Source organism: Actinacidiphila acididurans (assembly GCF_016918855.1).
GTDB lineage: Bacteria > Actinomycetota > Actinomycetes > Streptomycetales > Streptomycetaceae > Actinacidiphila > Actinacidiphila acididurans.
On the sequence record NZ_JADKYB010000011.1, the window covers coordinates 70,921 to 91,336 of the forward strand.

General features: G+C 73.5%; 13 protein-coding genes. 6 read left to right on the forward strand and 7 right to left on the reverse strand.

Going from position 1 to position 20,416, the window contains the following annotated elements; genetic code table 11:
- Positions 1-314: 314 nt before the first annotated feature.
- The 3 genes from ITX44_RS20990 to ITX44_RS21000 all read right to left on the reverse strand — a co-directional run bounded on the left by ITX44_RS20990 (position 315) and on the right by ITX44_RS21000 (position 3,654).
- Positions 315-1,847: an MFS transporter gene (locus tag ITX44_RS20990; RefSeq protein WP_205358836.1), complete on the reverse strand. Its 1,533-nt coding sequence runs from the start codon at positions 1,845-1,847 to the stop codon at positions 315-317.
- Positions 1,848-2,046: 199 nt separating this feature from the next.
- Complete coding sequence (locus ITX44_RS20995; RefSeq protein WP_205358837.1) at positions 2,047-2,691, reverse strand: LysE family translocator; 645 nt, start codon at positions 2,689-2,691, stop codon at positions 2,047-2,049.
- Positions 2,692-2,817: 126 nt separating this feature from the next.
- Positions 2,818-3,654 (reverse strand): LuxR C-terminal-related transcriptional regulator, encoded by an 837-nt coding sequence (locus ITX44_RS21000; protein ID WP_205359014.1) that lies wholly within the window; start codon positions 3,652-3,654, stop codon positions 2,818-2,820.
- 119 nt (positions 3,655-3,773) lie between these two features.
- Between ITX44_RS21000 and ITX44_RS21005 the strand changes: the two genes are divergently transcribed.
- Both ITX44_RS21005 and ITX44_RS21010 read left to right on the forward strand, forming a co-directional pair.
- Positions 3,774-5,450 (forward strand): AMP-binding protein, encoded by a 1,677-nt coding sequence (locus tag ITX44_RS21005; RefSeq protein ID WP_205358838.1) that lies wholly within the window; start codon positions 3,774-3,776, stop codon positions 5,448-5,450.
- On the forward strand, positions 5,447-7,123 hold the full coding sequence (locus ITX44_RS21010) for an AMP-binding protein (RefSeq protein ID WP_307795403.1): 1,677 nt from the start codon (positions 5,447-5,449) through the stop codon (positions 7,121-7,123). Before ITX44_RS21005 ends, ITX44_RS21010 begins: the two co-directional genes overlap by 4 nt.
- Here the strand turns inward: ITX44_RS21010 and gcl are convergent.
- The 4 genes from gcl to ITX44_RS21030 all read right to left on the reverse strand — a co-directional run bounded on the left by gcl (position 7,107) and on the right by ITX44_RS21030 (position 11,875).
- Positions 7,107-8,888, reverse strand: a complete 1,782-nt coding sequence (gene gcl, locus ITX44_RS21015; RefSeq protein ID WP_205358839.1) for a glyoxylate carboligase — start codon at positions 8,886-8,888, stop codon at positions 7,107-7,109. The two genes, ITX44_RS21010 and gcl, sit on opposite strands and share 17 nt — an antisense overlap.
- 233 nt (positions 8,889-9,121) lie before the next feature.
- Positions 9,122-9,859 (reverse strand): hypothetical protein, encoded by a 738-nt coding sequence (locus ITX44_RS21020; protein WP_205358840.1) that lies wholly within the window; start codon positions 9,857-9,859, stop codon positions 9,122-9,124.
- A 199-nt stretch (positions 9,860-10,058) separates the two neighbouring features.
- Positions 10,059-10,961: a 2-hydroxy-3-oxopropionate reductase gene (locus ITX44_RS21025; RefSeq protein ID WP_205358841.1), complete on the reverse strand. Its 903-nt coding sequence runs from the start codon at positions 10,959-10,961 to the stop codon at positions 10,059-10,061.
- A gap of 95 nt (positions 10,962-11,056) precedes the next feature.
- On the reverse strand, positions 11,057-11,875 hold the full coding sequence (locus ITX44_RS21030) for a TIM barrel protein (RefSeq protein WP_205358842.1): 819 nt from the start codon (positions 11,873-11,875) through the stop codon (positions 11,057-11,059).
- A 690-nt stretch (positions 11,876-12,565) separates the two neighbouring features.
- Here ITX44_RS21030 and ITX44_RS43070 point away from each other — a divergent pair.
- The 4 genes from ITX44_RS43070 (at position 12,566) to ITX44_RS21050 (ending at position 20,406) form a co-directional block, all read left to right on the forward strand.
- Positions 12,566-13,765 (forward strand): AfsR/SARP family transcriptional regulator, encoded by a 1,200-nt coding sequence (locus ITX44_RS43070; protein ID WP_372440955.1) that lies wholly within the window; start codon positions 12,566-12,568, stop codon positions 13,763-13,765.
- A gap of 2 nt (positions 13,766-13,767) precedes the next feature.
- Complete coding sequence (locus ITX44_RS21040) at positions 13,768-16,161, forward strand: TOMM precursor leader peptide-binding protein (RefSeq protein ID WP_307795404.1); 2,394 nt, start codon at positions 13,768-13,770, stop codon at positions 16,159-16,161.
- Positions 16,162-16,831: 670 nt separating this feature from the next.
- Positions 16,832-18,682: a TOMM precursor leader peptide-binding protein gene (locus ITX44_RS21045; protein ID WP_307795405.1), complete on the forward strand. Its 1,851-nt coding sequence runs from the start codon at positions 16,832-16,834 to the stop codon at positions 18,680-18,682.
- 122 nt (positions 18,683-18,804) lie between these two features.
- Entirely contained in the window at positions 18,805-20,406 is a 1,602-nt protein-coding gene (locus tag ITX44_RS21050) for a nitroreductase family protein (RefSeq protein WP_205358845.1), read from the forward strand.
- Positions 20,407-20,416 lie beyond the last annotated feature (10 nt).

The following is a 20,416-nucleotide window of genomic DNA, read 5'->3' on the forward strand; positions in this document are numbered from 1 at the left end:
GTGAGGGGCTGACCTGAATCTCACGGTCGCTCACGGCCTTCGGCGGTGTCAAGGTCCGTCCGGGCGGGGTCACGCGGCGCGGGGGAGGCGGCGCGGGGGAGGCGGCGCGGACACGGCGTACGAGCGCTGCGCCGGTCGTACGACGCCAACTGCCCCGCCGGTGCGCACGGGGGTCGCGCACCTGCGGGGCAGTTGGTTGGTGGGGGCCGGTTGCTGCCGGGTGTCCCGTCCCCACGATGACCCGGCGACCGGCCCCCATGACCCCGGGCGCTGTCCGCTCCACGCGACACCGGGGCGCTCGGTGGGCCGTGCGGCTACATGTGCACGGCCTGCACGGCGTCCTCGGCGGGCTCGATCCGGCCGCTGCGGTAGAGGAACAGGGCCACGATCGCGCCGACCGCGAACAGGCCGGCCGACCACCAGTAGGCGGTGGAGTAGCTGTGCAGCTGGGCCTGGCCGAGGACCGAGGCGGTGTGCGGCTTGCCGGCCAGGTAGTGGGTCGCGGCGCTGGCGGCCAGGGTGTTCAGCAGCGCGGTGCCGATGGAACCGCCCACCTGCTGCATGGTGTTGACCGCGGCGGAGGCGGCGCCCGCGTCGTTCGGGGCGACCTTGTCGGTGGCCACGCTCATCGCGGTGGGCATCGCCAGGCCGATGCCGATGCCGGTGACCAGCAGCGGCGGCAGCACGTGGGACGCGTAGGAGCTGTTCGCGCCGAGCCAGGTCAGCCAGGCCAGGCCGCCGGCGGCCAGCGCCATGCCCAGCGGGGCGACCGGCCGGGGGCCGAACCGCGGCGTGAGCACGTTGGTGGCGAGCTGGGCCGCGACCATCAGGGCGCCGATCATCGGCAGGAAGCCCAGGCCGGTCTTGATCGGGCTGTAGTGCAGGGTGAGCTGCAGGTAGTAGGTCAGGAAGAGGAAGACGCCGAACATGCCCGCACCGGCGATCCCCAGCAGGAGGAACGACGCGCCGCGGTTGCGGTCGAGCAGGACGCGCAGCGGCAGCAGCGGGTGCTCCGCGCGGGTCTGCCACCAGCTGAAGCCGGCCACCAGGGCGACGCCCAGGACCAGGAAGCCCCAGGTCATCGGGGAGCCCCAGTGGTGGGTCTCGGCGTTGGAGAAGCCGTAGACGATGCCGAACAGGCCCGCGGTGACCAGGATCGTGCCGGGCACGTCCAGCTTGGGCCGCGCCGTCGGGGCGCCGCGGCGCAGCAGGGTCATGCCGCCGAAGAAGGCGATGACGGCGAAGACCAGGTTCACGTAGAGGGTCCAGCGCCAGCTCAGGTGCTGGGTGAGGACACCGCCGAGCAGCAGGCCGAGGCCGCCGCCGGCACCGGCGATGGCGCCGTAGATGCCGAACGCCTTGGCGCGTTCCTTGGCGTCGGTGAAGGTCACGTTGAGCAGCGACAGCGCGGCCGGGGCGAGCAGGGCGCCGAACAGGCCCTGCAGGGCGCGGCCGGCGACCAGCACCTGGAAGTTCTGTGCGGCGCCCGCGAGGGCCGAGGCGCCGGCGAAGCCCACGACGCCGACCAGGAAGACGACCTTGCGGCCGATCAGGTCGGCCAGCCGGCCGCCCAGCAGCAGCAGGCTGCCGAAGGCCAGTGAGTAGGCGGTGACGATCCACTGCCGGTTGCCGTCGCTGAAGCCGAGGGCCTTCTGCGCGGAGGGCAGGGCGATGTTCACCACGGTCGCGTCGAGCACGACCATGAGCTGGGCCAGAGCGATGACGCCGAGGACCCACCAGCGGTGGCTCGGCTTTTCGGCGCCGGCCTCCCGCTCCTTGCCCAGTGGGTGGTCCGGCAGGCCGGGGACGGAATCACCGACGCGCTGATCGGTGCTGGACTGTGACATGGACGCGCTCCTGACATGGGACGGGTACGGCGTTCCGCTCCTTGAACGAAACGGTTTCGTACTCCACTGACCGTACGACCGCCCCTATCGAAACGCAAACGTTTCGCAGTGTGCCGGGGTGTGTGACTGCTCACAACCCGGCACACTGCCCGCGCCGAAGGCGCCTCGGCTGATGCTCCGGCGGGTCTTCGGGGGTGCGCTAGGAGTCCGCGCGGCCGGTGACGGCCACCACGACGCCCAGGCCGATCATGGCCAGCCCGCCCGTACCGCCCACCGCGGCCAGCCGGCGCGGCGACCTGGCGAACCAGGCGCGGGCCGCCGAGGCCCCGACCGCCCACATGCTGTCGCAGATCAGCGCGAGCACCGTGAAGACCAGCGCCAGCAGCAGCATCTGCTCGTGGACCCGGCCGGCCCCCCGGTCCACGAACTGCGGCAGCACCGCCGCGAAGAACACCATCGTCTTGGGGTTGGTCACGCCCACCACGAACCCCTCCCACAGCACCCGCAGGTCACCGCGGGCGGGCGCGGGCCCCTCGGCCGTCCCCGTGACGCCCAGCGCCCTGCGGTGCCGCCACGTCCTGACCCCGAGGAACACCAGATACGCCGCCCCGGCCAGCTTCAGCGCGGTGAACACCACGACCGACCGCGACACGATCTCGCCGAGTCCCAGCGACACCAGCGCGGCCAGCACGTAGGCCCCCGTCGCATTGCCCAGCACACTGCCCAGCGCGGTCCGCCGCCCGTGCGCCAGCGCCCGGCCCAGCACGAACAGCACGCTCGGCCCCGGAATCAGCACCAGTACCAGTGATATCGCCGCGAATCCCAGCACTCGATCGACCGACACCCCGGCCTCCTTCCCTTCCGCCACGTTCCCCTGGTGGTTGTCGTGGCAGGAGAGTAGGGCGAGGGAGTGGCCGGCAGCGCCGGATTTTCCCGGGCGGGGCCGGAGGCTTCAGGGCTCAGGGCACTGTCAGGGCAGCAGCCCGGAGCGGCGGGCGGCGACGACCGCCTCCAGCCGGGTGTGGGCGCCGAGCTTGCGCATGGCCGAACGCAGGTAGCTCTTGACCGTCTCCGGGCGCAGCCGCAGCCGGGTCGCCGCCGCCGCGTTGGTCGCGCCCGAGGCGATCGCGGCCAGCACGTCCAGTTCGCGGGCGGTCAGGTGGGGCGGCGGCACCGCCGGGGCCGGCGCGGGCTGCTCCGGCGGGGCCGCGGCGGCGGCCAGCTTGGCGCAGGCGGACAGCAGTTGCTGCCGCAGGTGGACATCGCCGATCCGGCCGGCCAGGGAGCGCAGCTCGGTGTGCGCCTCGCGCACCTCCTCCCAGGCCCGCGGGTCCGCGGCGACCGGTGCCTGCGCGAAGGACAGCAGCCGATGCGCCTCGTCCCGCACGGCGAGTGCCTGCTCCAGCTCGCGGGCGGCGTCCAGCGCCACGTTCAGCGGGCGGTCGCCTATCGCGTACGGCACCCGCAGCGCCCCGTAGAGCACCCCCCGCACCCGGCGGTGCACCACGATCGGCACCGCCAGCACCGAGCGCAGCCCCTCGGAGGCGACCGCGGGGTCGTACTCGTGGCTGATCACCCGGGAGGAGCGGTAGTCGGTCACCGTGCAGGGCCGGGCGCTGGCCAGTGCCTTGCCGCCCAGACCGTTGCCGGTGCTGATCGCCAGCCCGCGCAGCGACTCGGTGTCGGTGCCGGACAGCTCGGTGATCCGGAAAAGGCGCGCCGGGGGCGCCGCCGGGCTCGGCACCAGCCCGCCGAAGGCCACCGGCAGCAGCCCTGATCTGCGCATCCGCAGCAAAGCCGCCCGCATTTCGATGGCATCGCCGCGCGCGCCGTCCACCGCCGTACCTCCTCACCCCCGTCCGGGGGTAGTGAGACCCAGGTCACTCCCGCACGATGCTACTCAGAGTCCATCGACGAGGAGGACACATGGCGGGTTCGGACGCGACCGGTGCTTTCCGGGCCGCCCGCGACTTCCTGCTGGAACACCGGGCGGACTACGCGACCGCCAGGGACGGTTTCCGCTGGCCGCGGCCGGCGGAGTTCAACTGGGCACTCGACTGGTTCGACGTGATCGCCCGGGACAACGACCGGCCCGCCCTGTGGATCGTCGAGGAGGACGGGACCGAGACCAGACGGTCCTTCCGGGAGATGGCCGAGCGCTCCTCCCGGGTGGCGAACTGGCTGCGCGAGCGCGGGGTGCGCGCCGGCGACCGGGTGCTGGTGATGCTCGGCAACCAGGTCGAGCTGTGGGAGACCGCGCTGGCCGCGATGCGGCTGCGGGCCGTGGTGGTGCCCGCCACCCCGCTGCTCGGGCCGGCCGACCTGCGCGACCGGATCGAGCGCGGGCAGGTCCGGCACGCGATCGTGCGGGCCGCCGACACGGACAAGTTCGCCGGGGTCCCGGGGGAGTGGACCCGGATCGCGGTCGGCGGGCCGGTCCCCGGCTGGCAGGACTTCGCGCAGGGGTACGAGGCGGCGCCCGCCTTCGTCCCCGACGGCGTGACCCGCGCCGAGGACCCGCTGATGCTCTACTTCACCTCCGGCACCACCGCCCGGCCCAAGCTGGTCGAGCACAGCCACCTGTCGTACCCGGCCGGGCACCTGGCGACCATGTACTGGATCGGCCTGCGCCCCGGCGACGTGCACCTGAACATCTCCTCGCCCGGCTGGGCCAAGCACGCCTGGTCCAGCCTGTTCGCGCCGTGGAACGCCGAGGCGACGGTGTTCGTGCACAACTACACCCGGTTCGACCCGGTCCGGCTGCTGGCCGAGATGGACCGCTGCGGGGTGACCACCTTCTGCGCCCCGCCGACCGTGTGGCGGATGCTGATCCAGGCCGACCTGAGCGGGCTGGCCCACCCGCCGCGCGAGGCGGTCGCGGCCGGCGAGCCGCTGAACCCCGAGGTGATCGAGCACGTCAAGCGAGTGTGGGGGCTGACCATCCGGGACGGTTTCGGGCAGACCGAGACCGCCGTGCAGGTCGCCAACCCGCCCGGTCAGCCCGTCAAGGCCGGCTCGATGGGCCGCCCCACTCCCGGCTACACGGTCGCCCTGCTCGATCCGGTCACCGGTACGCCCGCCGAGGAGGGCGAGATCTGCCTGGACCTGACCGGCGAGCGCCCGGTGGGCCTGATGACGGGGTACGCGGGGGCGCCGGAGCTCACCGAGGAGGCCATGGGCGGCGGCTACTACCGCACCGGCGACATCGGCCGCCGGGACGCCGACGGGTACATCACCTACGTCGGCCGGAGTGACGACGTATTCAAGAGCTCGGACTACAAGATCTCACCATTTGAGCTGGAAAGCGCGCTGCTGGAGCACGAGGCGGTCGCCGAGGCGGCCGTGGTGCCCGCGCCCGACGAGGTGCGGCTGGCCATCCCGAAGGCGTACGTGGTGCTCGCCGAGGGCTGGGCGCCGGACGGCGAGACGGCCAAGGCGATCTTCGCCCACTCCCGGGCGGTCCTGGCACCGTACAAGCGCATCCGCCGGCTGGAGTTCGGCGAGCTGCCCAAGACCGTGTCGGGCAAGATCCGCCGGATCGAGCTGCGCGAGCGGACGATGCACGACGGAAGCGCGGAATTCCACGAGGAGGACTACCGGTGACGGCGGAGACACCCCGCATACCCGAGCAGCAGGAGCCGTCGTACGCGCACGGCACCGGGGCCACCGCCCTGCTCGGCGACACCATCGGCCGCAACCTGGACCGGGCCATCGCCGCCCACCCCGACCGCGAGGCGCTGGTCGACGTGCCCAGCGGCCGCCGCTGGACGTACGCCGAGTTCGGCCGGGCGGTCGACGAAGTGGCGCTGGGCCTGGCCGCGCACGGGGTGCGCAAGGGCGACCGGGTCGGCATCTGGGCGGTCAACTGTCCCGAGTGGGTGCTGGTCCAGTACGCCACCGCCCGGCTCGGCGCGATCATGGTGAACATCAACCCCGCCTACCGGCTGCACGAACTGGCCTACGTGCTGCGCCAGTCGGGCGTCGAGATGCTGATCGCCTCCACCGAGTACCGCAGCAGCGACTACCGGGCGATGGCCGCCGAGGCCCGCGCCGACTGCCCGCGGTTGCGCGAGGTGGTGCACATCGGCGACCCGGAGTGGGACCGGCTCGCCGCCGACGGGGCCGCGCTGGACGCCGGTTACCTGACCGCCCGCGAGGCCGAGCTGAGCTGCGACGAGCCGGTGAACATCCAGTACACCTCCGGCACCACCGGCTTCCCCAAGGGCGCCACCCTCTCGCACCACAACATCCTCAACAACGGCTACTTCGTGGGCGGCACGGTCGGATACACCGAGCAGGACCGGGTGTGCCTGCCGGTGCCCTTCTACCACTGCTTCGGCATGGTGATGGGCAACCTCGGCGCCACCTCGCACGGCGCCTGCATCGTGATCCCCGCGCCCGTCTTCGACCCGGGCGCCACGCTGCACGCGGTCCAGCAGGAGCGCTGCACCTCGCTGTACGGGGTGCCGACGATGTTCATCGCCGAACTCGGCCTGCCCGACTTCGCCTCCTACGACCTCACCTCGCTGCGCACCGGGATCATGGCCGGCTCGCCGTGCCCGGTCGAGGTGATGAAGCGGGTGATGGGCGAGATGCACATGGCCGAGGTGTCCATCGCCTACGGAATGACCGAGACCTCACCGGTGTCCACCCAGACCCGGCGCGACGACGACCTGGAGGCCCGCACCGAAACGGTCGGCCGGGTGCTGCCGCACCTGGAGGTGAAGGTCGTGGACCCTACGACAGGCGTCACCGTGGCACGCGGCACCGCGGGTGAACTGTGCACCCGCGGTTACTCGGTGATGCTGGGCTACTGGGACGAGCCGGACCGGACCGCGGAAGTCGTCGACGAGGGGCGCTGGATGCACACCGGCGACCTCGCGGTGATGCGCGAGGACGGGTACCTGGCCATCGTCGGCCGCATCAAGGACATGATCATCCGCGGTGGCGAGAACGTCTACCCGCGCGAGATCGAGGAGTTCCTGTACACCCACCCCAAGGTCTCCGACGTGCAGGTGGTCGGGGTGCCCGACGAGCGTTACGGCGAGGAGATCCTGGCCTGCGTGATCCCGCGCGACCCGGCCGACCCGCCCACACTGGAGGAGATCGACGCCTTCTGCCGGGACCGGCTCGCCCACTACAAGATTCCGCGCCACCTGCGGATCCTGTCCGGCTTCCCGATGACGGTCAGCGGCAAGGTCCGCAAGGTGGAGCTGCGCGAGCAGTTCGCGGCGTCGGCCGGGGCGGTCAGCGGGGCGGTCAGCGCAGCGGGATGATCTCGGTGGGGGCGTGACCGGGCTCGGTGGCCACGTCCTCGAACTCCACCACGTTTCCGATGTCGGCGGTGGTGCTCATCGCGATGTCGGTGATCCGCTCCACGATCACCTCGACCACCACCGGCACCCGGTGCTCGGCAGCGAGCTTGCCCGCCTGCTCGAAGGCCGCGCCCAGCTCGCCGGGTTCGGTCACCCGCAGCGCCTTGCAGCCGAGCCCCTCCACCACCTTGACGTGGTCCACCCCGTAGCCGCCGACCTCGGGGGAGTTGACGTTCTCGAACTCCAGGTTCACCTGGAAGTCCATGGCGAAGGCGCGCTGGGCCTGCCGGATCAGGCCCAGGTAGGAGTTGTTCAGCAGCACGTGCACGTACGGGATCCGGTGCTGGGCGCCGACCGCCAGTTCCTCGACCAGGAACTGGAAGTCGTAGTCCCCGGACAGCCCCACCACCTGCCCGTCCGGGTCGGCGGCCGCTACCCCGAGCGCGGCCGGCACGGTCCAGCCCAGCGGCCCGGCCTGCCCGCAGTTGATCCAGTGCCGCGGCCGGTACACGTGCAGCATCTGGGCGCCGGCGATCTGGGTCAGGCCGATGGTGCTGACGTACCGGGTCCGCGGGCCGAACGCCCGGTTCATCTCCTCGAACACCCGCTGCGGCTTGACCGGCACGTCGTCGAAGTGGGTACGGCGGTGCAGCGTCGCCTTGTGCCGGCGGGCGGTCGCGGCCCATTCGGTACGGTCCGGCAGCCGGCCCGCCGCGGCCGCCTCGCGGGCGCCTTGGACCAGCAGTTCCAGCGCGGCGCCGGCGTCGGAAGCGATGCCGTAGTCCGGGGCGAAGATCCGGCCGAGCTGGGTGGGTTCGACGTCGATGTGCACGAAGGTGCGGCCCTCGGTGTAGACGTCCAGCCGCCCGGTGTGCCGGTTGGCCCAGCGGTTGCCGATGCCGAGCACGAAGTCCGAGGCCAGGAAGGTCGCGTTGCCGTAGCGGTGCGCGGTCTGCAGGCCCACCATGCCCGCGTTCAGCGGGTGGTCGTCGGGGATCGTGCCCCAGCCCATCAGGGTCGGCACCACGGGCACCCCGGTCAGCTCGGCGAACTCCACCAGCGGCGCGGACGCGTCGGCGTTGATCACCCCACCGCCGGCCACGATCAGCGGCCGCCGGGCGGCGTTCAGCATCGCCAGCGCCTTGCGGATCTGCGCGGGCGACGCCACCGGCTTGTACACCGGCAGCGGCACGTACGTCTCCGGGTCGAACTCGATCTCGGTGAGCTGCACGTCCAGCGGGAGGTCGATCAGCACCGGCCCCGGCCGCCCGGAGCGCATCAGGTGGAAGGCCTGCTGGAACACCCCGGGCACCTGGGCCGCGGCCATCACGGTGGTGGCCGCCTTGGTGACCGGCGCCGCGATCGCCGCGATGTCCACCGCCTGGAAGTCCTCCTTGTGGAGCACCGCCGTCGGGGCCTGCCCGGTGACGCACAGGATGGGGACCGAGTCGCCGCTCGCCGAGTACAGCCCGGTGATCATGTCGGTGCCGGCCGGCCCCGAAGTCCCCACGCACACACCGATGTTGCCGGCCCGGGCCCGCGTGTGGCCCTCGGCCATGTGGGAGGCCCCCTCGACGTGCCGGGCCAGCACGTGCCGGATCCCGCCGGAGGCTTTCAGCGCCGCGTAGAAGGGGTTGATCGCGGCGCCGGGCACGCCGAACGCGGTGTCGACGCCCTCCAGCCGGAGGATCTCCACGGCCGCGCGGGCGGCGGTCATACGAGGCATGCGGCTTCCTCTTCCTTCCGTGGGCGGGTGCGTGGCGTCCCGTGCCGTTCTTCGGGTTATTCCGTATGATGGAATTTCAATTCTGTTCTACGGAACGGAATGTAGGCCCGGGCCCGGCGGGCGTCAAGGGGCGGGGGACGTACGACGCGTACGGCGGGTGTGGTCGCACAACGCGGCGGCGCCCGGCCGGTGGGCCGGGCGCCGTGGCGAAAAGGCTTACGGGATACGGGAGTTCAGAGGTTGACCACCGGGCCGGAGCGGATCAGCTCGTCGGCGGCGTCGTTGACCGGCTGCGGGGTACCGGTCAGGTCCAGCACGAACAGCGGCACGCCGAGCTGATCGGCGCGCAGCCGGGCGTCGTGCGCGTACCCGGCCAGCGAGAAGAAGGCGCCAGTGGCGTCCTCGTGGGCGCAGTTGAGCCACAGGCACTCCACCTCGCGCACCGGCGTGGACTGCGTGGTGGGGTCCACCTGGGCCACCAGGCCGTCGCCGCGAAGGTCGATGCCGCTGGCGGTGCGGTCGCCGGCCAGCCGTACCCCGGCGAAGCCGAGCCACTTCAGGTACTGGGCCGCCGCGGTCAGTGCGTCCCGCGCGGTGCGGATGGTGACCGGGTGGAACGGGGGCCGCGGCGTGGGCGGGGGCGGCGCCTGCCCGGCGGGCTCCGGGGCGACCGGTCGCGACGGCACCGGCGGGCCCGCCTCGTCCGCGGCCTCGCCGGCCACCGGCAGCCGGACCAGCGCGCCGCAGACGCAGTCGAACTCCGGCTGCGGCCAGTCGTCGGTCCGCCCGCAGTCCGGGCAGCGCAGCCGTACCCAGCAGTCCGCCCACGTCCGGTGCCGTATCTCCACCCCGCGCCCGTCCGGCTGCACCGGCGGGGACAGCGGAGTGCCGCACGCGCACGGAAACGTCGGGGCGGTGTAGCCGTGCTTGCGGCCGCAGGCCGGACAGGACACCAGCACGCTCTCTGCCATGACTCGAACTCCCGGCCAGGCGGCGCGGTGCCGCCGTGGTGTCAGGCGAATATGTCGTCCTGACCCATAGTGCAGGAAGTCCGCCTCCCTGTGACCGGTCGGGGTGACGCCGGGTAACACGCGTCACACCGGCCGGGTGCCGAATGTCCCGGATGGCGCGGCTCGTCCCGCCCGCGGTGCGCCGCCCCGGCGGCCCGGATCAGTCCCGTACCGGCAGGCCGGACAGCCGCTCCACACCGCGCAGCAGCGCCGAGTGGTCCAGGCCGCCGTCGCCCTGCGCGCGCAGGTTCGCCACCAGGTTCGCCACCACCGAGCCCAGCGGCAGGGCGGCGCCGACCGCGCGGGCCGCGTCCGTCACGATCCCCATGTCCTTGTGGTGCAGGTCGATCCGGAAGCCCGGGGCGAATTCCCGGCGCAGGAAGTTGTCCTTCTTCCGGGTGAGCACGGTCGACCCGGCCAGCCCGCCGTTCAGCACCTCCAGGGCGGGGGCCAGGTCCACGCCCGACTTCTCCAGGAACACCACGGCCTCCGCGCACGCCTGGATGTTCGCGGCGACGATGAGTTGATTGGCGGCCTTCACCGTCTGCCCCGCGCCGTGCGGGCCGCACAGCACCACGGTCGAGCCCAGCGTCTCCAGCATCGGCCGCGCCCGCTCGAAGTCGGCGCGCTCGCCGCCCACCATGATGGACAGGATGCCCTCGACCGCGCCCGCCTCGCCCCCCGACACCGGCGCGTCCAGTACGCGAATCCCCTTTGCCGCCGCAGCGTTGGCCAATTCCACCGATGTCCGCGGCGTAATGGACGAGGTGTCGATCAGCAAGGTCCCGGGCCGCGCGTTTTCCAGGATGCCGTCCTCCCCGTATGCCACCTCCTCCACCTGGGGCGAAGCCGGCACCATGGCGAACACCACGTCCGCGTCCCGCACCGCCTCCGCCACCGACCCGGCCGGTGTCCCCCCGCATTTTTCCAGCCGTGCCAGTTTCTCCGGCTCCAGCGTGTACCCGGTCACCGCATACCCCGCCCGCACCAGGTTCTCCGCCATCGGCGAGCCCATCACCCCGAGCCCGATCCAGCCCACTTTCGGCAGCGCCGAATTCCCCATCTCTCCTCCACGGTGTCGGTCGTGCGTCCGGTGTGTGCCGGGCTTCTTTGTGCGCTGAACCTCTTTGCGCGGCGCGCTTCTTCGTGCCGGACCCGCTATCGGAGCCAGGAGAAACTCGCCGCGCTCCCGGCGGGAGCCGGTTTGTACTCGAGGCCGACGAATCCCTGATAGCCGGCCGAACGCAGCGCGGTGAGCAGGGATTCGAGGGGAAGGGAACCGGTGCCGGGAGCGCCGCGCCCGGGGTTGTCGGCGATCTGGACGTGCCCGGTGCGCGCGGTGAAGTGGCTGACGACAGAGGGGAGGTCGGCGCCGTTCATCGACAAGTGGTAGAGGTCGAGCAGGAATTGGGCGTTGCCGAGCCCGCTCGCCTCGTTCACCCGGTCGGCCAGGGCCACCGCGTCCTGAGCGGTCAGCAGCGGATATTGGGGCGACTCGGCCGAGTTGAGCGCCTCGACGAGCAGTACGGCCCCGGCCTCGTGCGCGGCCCGTGCGGCGCGGACCAGGTTCTCCAGGGCGAGGTCGTCCTGCTTTTCCGGGGCCACCCCGGGCAGCCGGTTGCCGTAGAGGGCATTGAGCGCTCCGCACCCCACCGACGCGGCGAATTCCGCGGCCACTTCCACGTTCGCCCGAAACCGCGCCGATTCCTCGCCGGGCAGCGAAAGCGCTCCCCGGTCCGGCCCGGGCAGGCGCCCGGCGTAGAAGTTGAGCCCCACCAGGCGGGTGCCCGCCGACTCCAGCGCGGAGCGCAGCGCGTCCAGTTCACGCCGGTCCGGGGTCGGGTCGTCCACCCACGGCCACCACAGCTCGACCGCGTCGAACCCCGCCGCGGCGGCCGCGGCCGGGCGGTCCAGCAGCGGCAGTTCGGTGAACAGGATCGAGAGGTTCACGTCGAAGCGCTCGTCGGCGAAGCTCACGGGGGCCGCCCGTCCCTTCCGTATGTCGGAAGTGAGTTTCTGATCTGTGGAAGCAAGTCAAGCAGCTTCCCTGCGGCTGTCAAGGGTGCCGGCCGGCCTCGCCGCGGTGCCGGTGCGGCCGGCGGCGGCTCCGGTCCGCCCCTCGCCTGTTCCGGGATCGGGCGTCCTGTCCGGCAATGGACTGGACCACTGCTCGGCGCCTCCGGGAAATGCCCTGGTGCCGCCCCCTTGACTCGGGCAACCAGGTAATTGACCAGTCACGAGCGGCCCGCTGAAAATCGACATTCATGCGGCCGTAATACTGCGAAGTTTGTCCGATTGACTGCCGTCGAGTACCGAGTGTGCCGTCCGGTGTGTCCCGCTTGGGGGAGTACGGGCCGCATTTGCGGGACGTTGACCGTTGAAATTGCCGAGGCCGGACAAAAGAGCCCCGGTTTCCTCTGGACAGGGTAAAGGGCTTGTCGTACTGTCGTTCGCGATCGCCGATAAGCGAGGCCATGACCAGGCCTATCGCTCCGCTCGGTGCACCATCACCGAGCTGTCGGCCGTCATTATGGGGCTACGGGGACGGTGAAGTGGGTGGTGTGGTCCGGTGCGCTCACAAACATGTCAGGCGATACCGACGATGCCGGGTTGACCTCGGCGGATGCCGATGAGCAGGCCGCCGGGAGCAGACGTACCCGGTTTACCGTGCTGGGGCTGCTGACCCTGGCCGACGGCCGGGAAACGGTGGTCCTGCAGCCCTCCCGGCCCGCCGCGCTGCTCGCCGCACTGCTGCTCAACGCGAATTCCGTGGTGTCGGCGGAATTCCTGCAGCGTGTCATCTGGGGTGATGTTCCCCCGGACCGGGCGAAATCCGCGCTGCACAGTTGCGTGCTGCGGCTGCGCCGGCTGTTCGGCAAGTACGGGGTGGCCGGCAATCCGATCGAGGCGATGCCCGGCGGTTATCGGTTCACCGCGGACGCGCACACCCTGGATCTGGTGGAATTCCGCGAACTGCTGGACCGGGCGTATTCCCGGCCGGCCGACGAACCGGAAAAGGAACTCGGCCTGCTGCGGGCGGCACTCGCGCTCTGGAAACCGCCGCTGCTGACGAACGTGCCGTCCGATCTCCTGCACCGCGACGAGGTTCCGCGGCTGCACGAGGAATGGCTGCGGGCGATTCAGCGCGTTTTCGACCTGGAACTCGTCTGCGGCCGGCCCGGCGACGCGCTGGGCGAGATCTGGCCCGCCACCCGGGACCACCCGCTCAACGAACGCTTCACCGGCCAGCTCATGACGGCCCTGTACCGCACCGGCCGCCGCGCCGAAGCGCTCGCGGAATACCGCAGGTTCAAGACGCTGCTGGCCGAACAGCTCGGCGTCGACCCCGGCCCCGCCCTGCAGCGCCTCGAACTGGCCATCCTGCGCGGCGAGGCCGACGACGGTCCCGTGCCGGCCGCCACCGCGCTCCCGGCGGCCCCGCCCGCACCCGCCCAGGCCACGGCGTCCCGCCGTGAACCGCGTCCCGCGGACCCGGCCCCGCACCCCGGAGCCGACGCCTACGCCGCCCGGGACCGTACCGACCGGGACCCGGCCGCCGGTCCCGCGGCGGCGGCCACGGCCGCCGCGCGGGCCCGGGCCGGCACCGGCGGCGCAACGGACGACGCCACCGGCGAGGACCCGGCCGACACCGCCCTGCTGCCCGCCGCGCTGGTCCTGGACCGCCTGGTCGGCGCCGGCCTGCTCCAGGAAGGCCCGCACGGCCACTACCGCATGCACGAACTGCTGCGGGTGTTCACCCGCGCCGCGGCCGCCGACGGCGTCGGTGCCCGCGCCGCGTCCGGCGACCACCCCACCAACCGACCCCTGCGGCCCGGCGCCGTGGAACTGCACCCGACGGAGGCGTGAGCGTGACTGACCTGGTGTCACCGGCCGAGCAGCAGGCGGCCACGGACGGCGAGACCGAGACGTACCGGACCATCGCCGGCACCCGGCCGCGGATCCGGCGGGACGTGCTCTACACGAGGACCCCGACCGGCGTGCACTTCCACAACGCCCGCGGCGGCTTCAGCGTGGTGATGCCCTCCGCCTACCGCTTCGCCTCGCTGATCGTGCCGCACTTGACCGGCGACCACACCGTCGCCGAACTGTGCGTCGGACTCGGCGACAAGCAGCGCGCGATGGTCGCCCGGCTCGTCAGCACTCTCTACGCGCGTGGCTTCGCCCGGGACGCCCTGCCGCCCGCGCCCGGCTCCGAGGTGCCCGAACCGGCCGTCGCCGAGCGGTTCGCCGCGCAGATCGCCTACGTGGACCATTACGCGGACGACGCCGCCGCCCGTTTCCTGCGGTTCCGCACCGCCAGGGTCGCCGTGCTCGGCGAGGACCGGCTCGCCCGCTGGGCCGCCCTGTCGCTGATCCGCAACGGCAGCGCGGCCGTCGCCGTCCCGGCCGGCATCGACGTACCCGCCAACCGGTTCGCCGAGGTCGCCGACGAGGCGCGGGCGCTGCGCGAGCAGGACTGCCCGGTCGACCTCGACCTGCTGGCGCCGCCCCCGGCGCCCGGCGGCTACGGCTGGGCCGACCTGGGCGGCTACGACGTGGTGCTGGTCACCGGCGAGCACGCCGCCGCGCAGACCGCGGCGCTGGCCCCGGACGTCCCGGCCGGCCGGATGCTGGTGCCCGCCTGGACCTTCGGCGGCTCCGTCGTCGTCGGCCCGCTCATGCGCTCCGGCACCACCGGCTGCTGGACCTGCGCGGCCCTGCGGCTGGGCGCCAACGGGGACCCGGCGCACGCCGCCGACCTGTGGCGCGACCTGGCCACCGGCGGCTCCGACGGCGCTTCCGGCGGCGCGGTCGGCCGGAACCGGGCGCTGAGCGGCCCGCTGGCCGCCATGGTCGGCAACCTGCTCGGTTACGAGGTGTTCCGGCTCACCACCGGAGCGCTCACCCCCGAGACCGAGGGGCAGGTCGTCGTCCAGGAGATCGACTCCCTCGACACGGTCGTCGAACCGCTGCTGCCGCACCCGCGCTGCCCGCACTGCGCCCCCCGGGCCGCTCCGGAAGCTCCGGCCCCCGCGGTGATTCCGCTGGCCGCGCTGAGCACCGAACAGCCGGCCGTCGAAGCTTCCGAGGCAGAGGAGGACCTGGCGCAGGCCGCCCTCGCCGAGATCACCGACCGGTCGGTGCTGGTCCAGCCCACCGCCGGGGTCTTCCAGCGGTTCGCCGACGAGGCGTGGGCGCAGACCCCGCTCAAGGTCAGCACGGTCGAGGTCAGCACCGGGCACGGCGCCCCCCGCGCGATCACCGCCTTCGACGTCCACCACGTGGCCGGCGCCCGGCTGCGCGCCCTGCACCGGGCCGCCGAGGTCTACGCCGAGCACGTGGTGCCCCTGCCCCAGCCGCTGACCGGGGCCGTCCTGACCGGCGCCCGCGACCACCGGCCCGCGGTCGACCCCGCCGCGCTGAGCACCTCCTCCGGCACCGGCGAGCAGGACCTGCCCACCTGGAGCACCGCCACCTCACTGCTCGACGGCCGGACCGTGCTCGTACCGGCCGCCGCCCTGCGCCCGTTCGGCCCGGACAACCACCAGCGTGCCGTCGAGCCCACCGCGGCCGGCCTCGGCGCGGGCGGCACCCCCGCCGAGGCGACCGAGCGCGCCGTACTCACCGCTCTCGCCCACGACACCCTGCGCGGCGCGCTGCACGGCCGGGTACGGGTGGCCGCAGTGGACCCGGCCGGCGTGGAGGCCGCGGGCGACCCCGAACTTACCTTCCTGGTACGGTCCGCCGCCGGCCTGGGTGTGCCGCTGGAGATCCTTGACCTCGGCACCGATGAGCAGCGCGTCCTGCCGGTGGTACTGGCCCGCGCGGCCGGGCCGGACACCGGCGGCCCGGCCGCGGGCGCCCCGCGGTGGGCCGTCGCCGCCGGACCGTCCTGGCGGGACGCCGCCCTGGAAGCGGTCCGCGACCTGCTCGGCGCCTGCCAGTTCGCCGCCGACCCGCAGTCCCCGGCCGCCCCCGACCTCGGCGACCCGCTGCTCAAGGACTTCGAGCCCGCCACCCTGGTCCCGCAGGCCACCCTTTCCGCCGCCGATCTGCTGCCCGAGCCTTTGCCGGGCGCCGCCGTGCCCGCCACCGGCCCGGTACGCCGCCCCACAGACGTCTGGCCGGCCGTCGCCGACCGACTGCGCGCCGCAGGCCGCGACCTGCTCGCCGCCCCGATCCCCGCCCCCGACCTCGCCGCCGGCCGCCTCTACGTCACCCGAGTCCTGCTCACCGAGGACGGCACCCCCAATGCCCACTGACCTGCGGCCCCGCCCTGCCGCCGACCCCGCGGCGAACCCGGAGCCCACGACGGACCTGGCCGCCGCCATCGCCGCGGCCCTGGCGGGCCACTTTCCATTGGCGGGCGTCGTGCGGGACTCGGCGCCGGACCGTGGTCCGGCGGCGGATGCCGGTTCGGCAGGGGAGACGTCCGGTGCCGCAGCGTGGGCGTCCGGGGGGCCGGGCCCTGGTACCGCATCGGGCACTCCCGTCCCCGGGCCGACGGCCGCGGGTGCCGTACCGGATGCGGCGGTCCGTACTGCCGGCTCCGGTGACGCACCCGGGGGCGTGGCGCCAGGGGCTCCCGGGCTGCGGGTGGCGGATGCTGCTTCGACACGGGTGGCGTCCGGCGACGTAGCGCGGGTATCCGCGGTGCCGGGCCCTGGTACCGCATCGGGCACTCCCGTCCCCGGGCCGACGGCCGCGGGTGCCGTACCGGATGCGGCGGTCCGCACTGCCGGCCCCGGTGACGCACCCGGGGGCGTGGCGCCAGGGGCTCCCGGGCTGCGGGTGGCGGATGCTGCTTCGACACGGGTGGCGTCCGGCGACGTAGCGCGGGTATCCACGGTGCTGGGCCCCAGTCCTGAATCGGGCACTGCCGGCTCCGGGCCCAGGGCCGCAGGCGCCGTACCGGATGCGGCGGGCACCGGCGTGGACGCGGTCCGCATTGCCGACACCGACCCCGTACTCGGCCAACCCCTCGTCGCCCCCCTCGGCGTGCGGGACGAGTTGGGCGTGGCCGCCGGCCAGGAGGCCGGGGTGTACGTGTACGGGCATCACGCGCTGGTCGGGCCGTACGAGGCGGGTGGCGGGGCGGGGTGCGGGCGGTGTCTGGTGCGGCGGTGGCAGGCGGTGCGGACGCGGGGGCTGCGCGAGGCGATCGAGCTCGGGGCGGACACCGCGGCGGCCGGGACGGCGCCGTGGGCGGTGCCCTTTGTGGCCGACGCTCTGGCGGCGGTGGTCGCCGCGAACGCCGGTCCGGGTGGGCCGGGGCCGGCGGCGGACGGGTTTCCGTACGCCTTCCTGGTGGACCTGGAGACGCTGGCCGTCACGCGGTTCGCGGTGGTGCCCGACGCGGAGTGCCCGGCGTGCGGGGTGCGGCCGGCCGACAGCGCGGAGGGCGCCCGGATCGTGCTGGACGACTCGCCCAAGACCGCGCCGGGCGCGTTCCGGGTGCGGCCGGCCGACGACTACGCGGTGCCGCTCGAGGCGTACGTCAACCCGGCGGCCGGGATGCTCGGCCCGTCCGTGGTGCCCGACCTGGTCTCCGGCTCCACCTCGTCCACCGTCGGCTCGTTCTTCCTGCGCTCCGGCGACTACCTGCGCGAGTGCTTCTGGGGCGGCCACACCCCGCGCTACCGCTCCAGCGTCCGGGTCGGCGTCCTGGAGGGCCTGGAACGCTTCGCCGGGATGCGCCCGCGCGGCAAGCGCACCGCCGTCACCGCCGCGTACGACGACGTCCGCGACACCGCGCTCGACCCGCGGATCTGCGGGCTCTACGACGACGAGTTCCACCGGTCGGAGCCGCACGTCCGGCCGTTCGACCCCGCCCGGCCCATCCCCTGGGTGTGGGGCTGGTCGCTGCGCGACCAACGGCCGCTGCTGGTCCCGGAGATCACCGCGTACTACCACGCCCTCGGCGGACTCGCCCACCGCTTCGTACAGGAGAGCTCCAACGGGTGTGCCTCCGGCGGCACTCTCGCCGAGGCCGTCTATTTCGGCCTGATGGAGGTCATCGAGCGGGACGCCTTCCTGCTCGCCTGGTACGGGCAGGCGCCGCTCACCGAGATCGACGCCGGCGCGAGCACCGGTCCCGAGACCCGGGCGATGATCGACCGGCTGGCGATGTACGGCTACCGGGCCCGCTTCTTCGACACCCGCGTCACCTTCCCGGTGCCGGTGGTCACCGCGGTCGCCGAGCGCGAGGACGGCGGACCGGGCCGGCTGTGCTTCGGCGCGGGCGCGAGCCTGGACCCGGAGGCGGCGCTCTCCGCCGGGCTGTGCGAGATCGCGACCGACGCGGTCAACCTGCGCCGCCGCACCCTGCGCGAACAGGACCGGCTGCGCGCGATGGCCGCGGACTTCTCCGGGGTGCAGGTGCTGCACGACCACCCGCTGCTGTACGGGCTGCCGGAGATGGCCCCTTACGCGGACTTCCTGCTGCGGCAGGACCGGCCCCGCATGGTCACGCCGGCCGCGCTCGCCCGCGACACCATCACCCCCGGCGCCGACACGGGCGACGACGTGACCGCGTGCGTGGCCGCCGTCAGCCGGGCCGGCTTCGACGTGGTGGTGGTCGACCAGACCATGCCCGAGCAGCGGCGGCTCGGCTTCCACACCGCGGGCGTCATCGTGCCCGGCCTGCTCCCCATCGACTTCGGCTGGCGGCGGCAGCGGGCCCGGCACATGCCGCGGATGCGCACCGCACTCGCCGAGGCCGGCCTGCGCCCGGGATCACTCGGCCCGGCCGACCTCAACCCGGCACCGCATCCGTTCCCTTGACGCCTTTGACGGCCCCGACGCCCTCGACGGCCCGGGGGCCCTCGACCGCCCCGCCACCACCGCCCGAACCGGCCACTCACTCCTCACGACCCGAGGTCACGACCCGAGCAGAAGGGACCACCGTGGGATTCGCCCATGAATACGCGACCGCCATCGTCCGGCGGGGCCGCTATCCCATGGAGCCCGTCGACTGGGAGCCCGACTGGGTCGACCGGCCGCGCAAGGGCAAGCACTTCCCGGCGGCCGACGCCTTCCCGCTGCCGGACACTCCCGGCGCCGACCCGGCCGCCACCGTGCAGCGCGGGCTGTACGGGCCGGAGGGCGCGGGGGAGTTCACGCTGCCGCACCTGGCCGCGATGCTGCGCAACTCCTACGGCCTGGTCGGGCGCCGGCTCGCCGTGCAGGCCAACTCCGACCTGGGCACGCTGCCGATGTACAGCCAGGCCAACTGGTCGCGCGGCAGCGCCTCGGGCGGCGGCCTCTACCCGGTCGGTGTCCACTGGATCACCGGCCCCGGCGGCCCGCTCACGCCCGGCGTCCACTACTACGACACCCGCCACCACGAACTGCGCCGGCTGCTGACCGGCGACGTCACCCCGCAGGTGCGCGCCGCGGTCGGCGAACCGGCCGCCGGACACCGGCAGTTCCTCGTGCTGGGCGTGCGCTTCTGGCAGAACTCCTTCAAGTACAACAGCTTCGCCTACCACGTGGTGACCATGGACACCGGCGCCCTGCTCCAGACCTGGCGGATCTGGGCCCGCGCGCACGGCCTGTCGCTCGGCCCCGCCTTCTGGTTCGACGAGGACCGACTCGGCCGCCTGCTCGGGCTCGAGCCCATGGAGGAGGGCGTCTTCGCGGTGGTCCCGCTGCGCTGGGCGGGCGATCCGGTGCAGGGGACGGACGAGGGCCCCGGTACCGACCGGGCTCTCCCGGCCCCCCGGGTCCGGTACGCCGACCAGGAGCGGTCCACGCGGCTGTTCACCTTCGAGACGGTGGAGCGGATGCACGCCGCCACCCTGGAGGGGGCCGCCGACCGGCCCGCGCCGGGCGCGCTGACGGGCGCCCTCGCGCAGCCGCTGCCCGCGGACGGCGACCGGACCGTGCTGCCCGCGCCGATGCCGCTCGGCACACCGGTCCGCGACGCGCTGCGGGCCCGGCGCAGCAGCTTCGGCCGGTTCCAGTCGACCCGGCCGCTGCCCGCGACCGACCTCGCCACCGTCCTCGCGGCGGCCGACGCGGCCGGCTCGCTCGGCAGCGACACCGAGACCCCCGGCGCGCCCCCGCTCACCCGGCTGTACGTGTTCGTCAACCACGTGGCGGACGTGGCGCCGGGCGCGTACGCGTACGACCGGGACAGCCGCTCGCTCAAGCCGCTGAACGCCGGCGACCCCGGTGCCTTCCTCCAGGCCAACTACTTCCTGGCCAACTACAACCTGGAACAGGCCGCGGCCGTCCTGGTGCCCGCCGCCCGCACGCCCGCAGTGCTCGACGCGGTCGGCGACCGCGGCTACCGGCTGGTCAACGCGGTCGTCGGCGGCATCTCCCAGGCCGTCTACACCGCGTGCGCGGCCGCCGGACTGGCCTGCGGTGTCGCCCTGGGCTTCGACGCGATCTCGTACACCGAGGAACTGGGCCTGGACGACACCGGTGAACTCCCGCTGCTGACCATGATGATCGGCGAGGAGCGCCCCCACCCGGCCGACTTCCGCCACGAGATCGTGTGAGGGGCGAGAC

Coding starts and splice junctions, on each gene's coding strand:
- ITX44_RS20990 (WP_205358836.1), bottom strand. CDS start 1,847: ATGTCACAGTCCAGCACCGATCAGCGCGTCGGTGATTCCGTCCCCGGC.
- ITX44_RS21000 (WP_205359014.1), bottom strand. CDS start 3,654: ATGCGGGCGGCTTTGCTGCGGATGCGCAGATCAGGGCTGCTGCCGGTG.
- ITX44_RS21005 (WP_205358838.1), top strand. CDS start 3,774: ATGGCGGGTTCGGACGCGACCGGTGCTTTCCGGGCCGCCCGCGACTTC.
- gcl (WP_205358839.1), bottom strand. CDS start 8,888: ATGCCTCGTATGACCGCCGCCCGCGCGGCCGTGGAGATCCTCCGGCTG.
- ITX44_RS21020 (WP_205358840.1), bottom strand. CDS start 9,859: ATGGCAGAGAGCGTGCTGGTGTCCTGTCCGGCCTGCGGCCGCAAGCAC.
- ITX44_RS21025 (WP_205358841.1), bottom strand. CDS start 10,961: ATGGGGAATTCGGCGCTGCCGAAAGTGGGCTGGATCGGGCTCGGGGTG.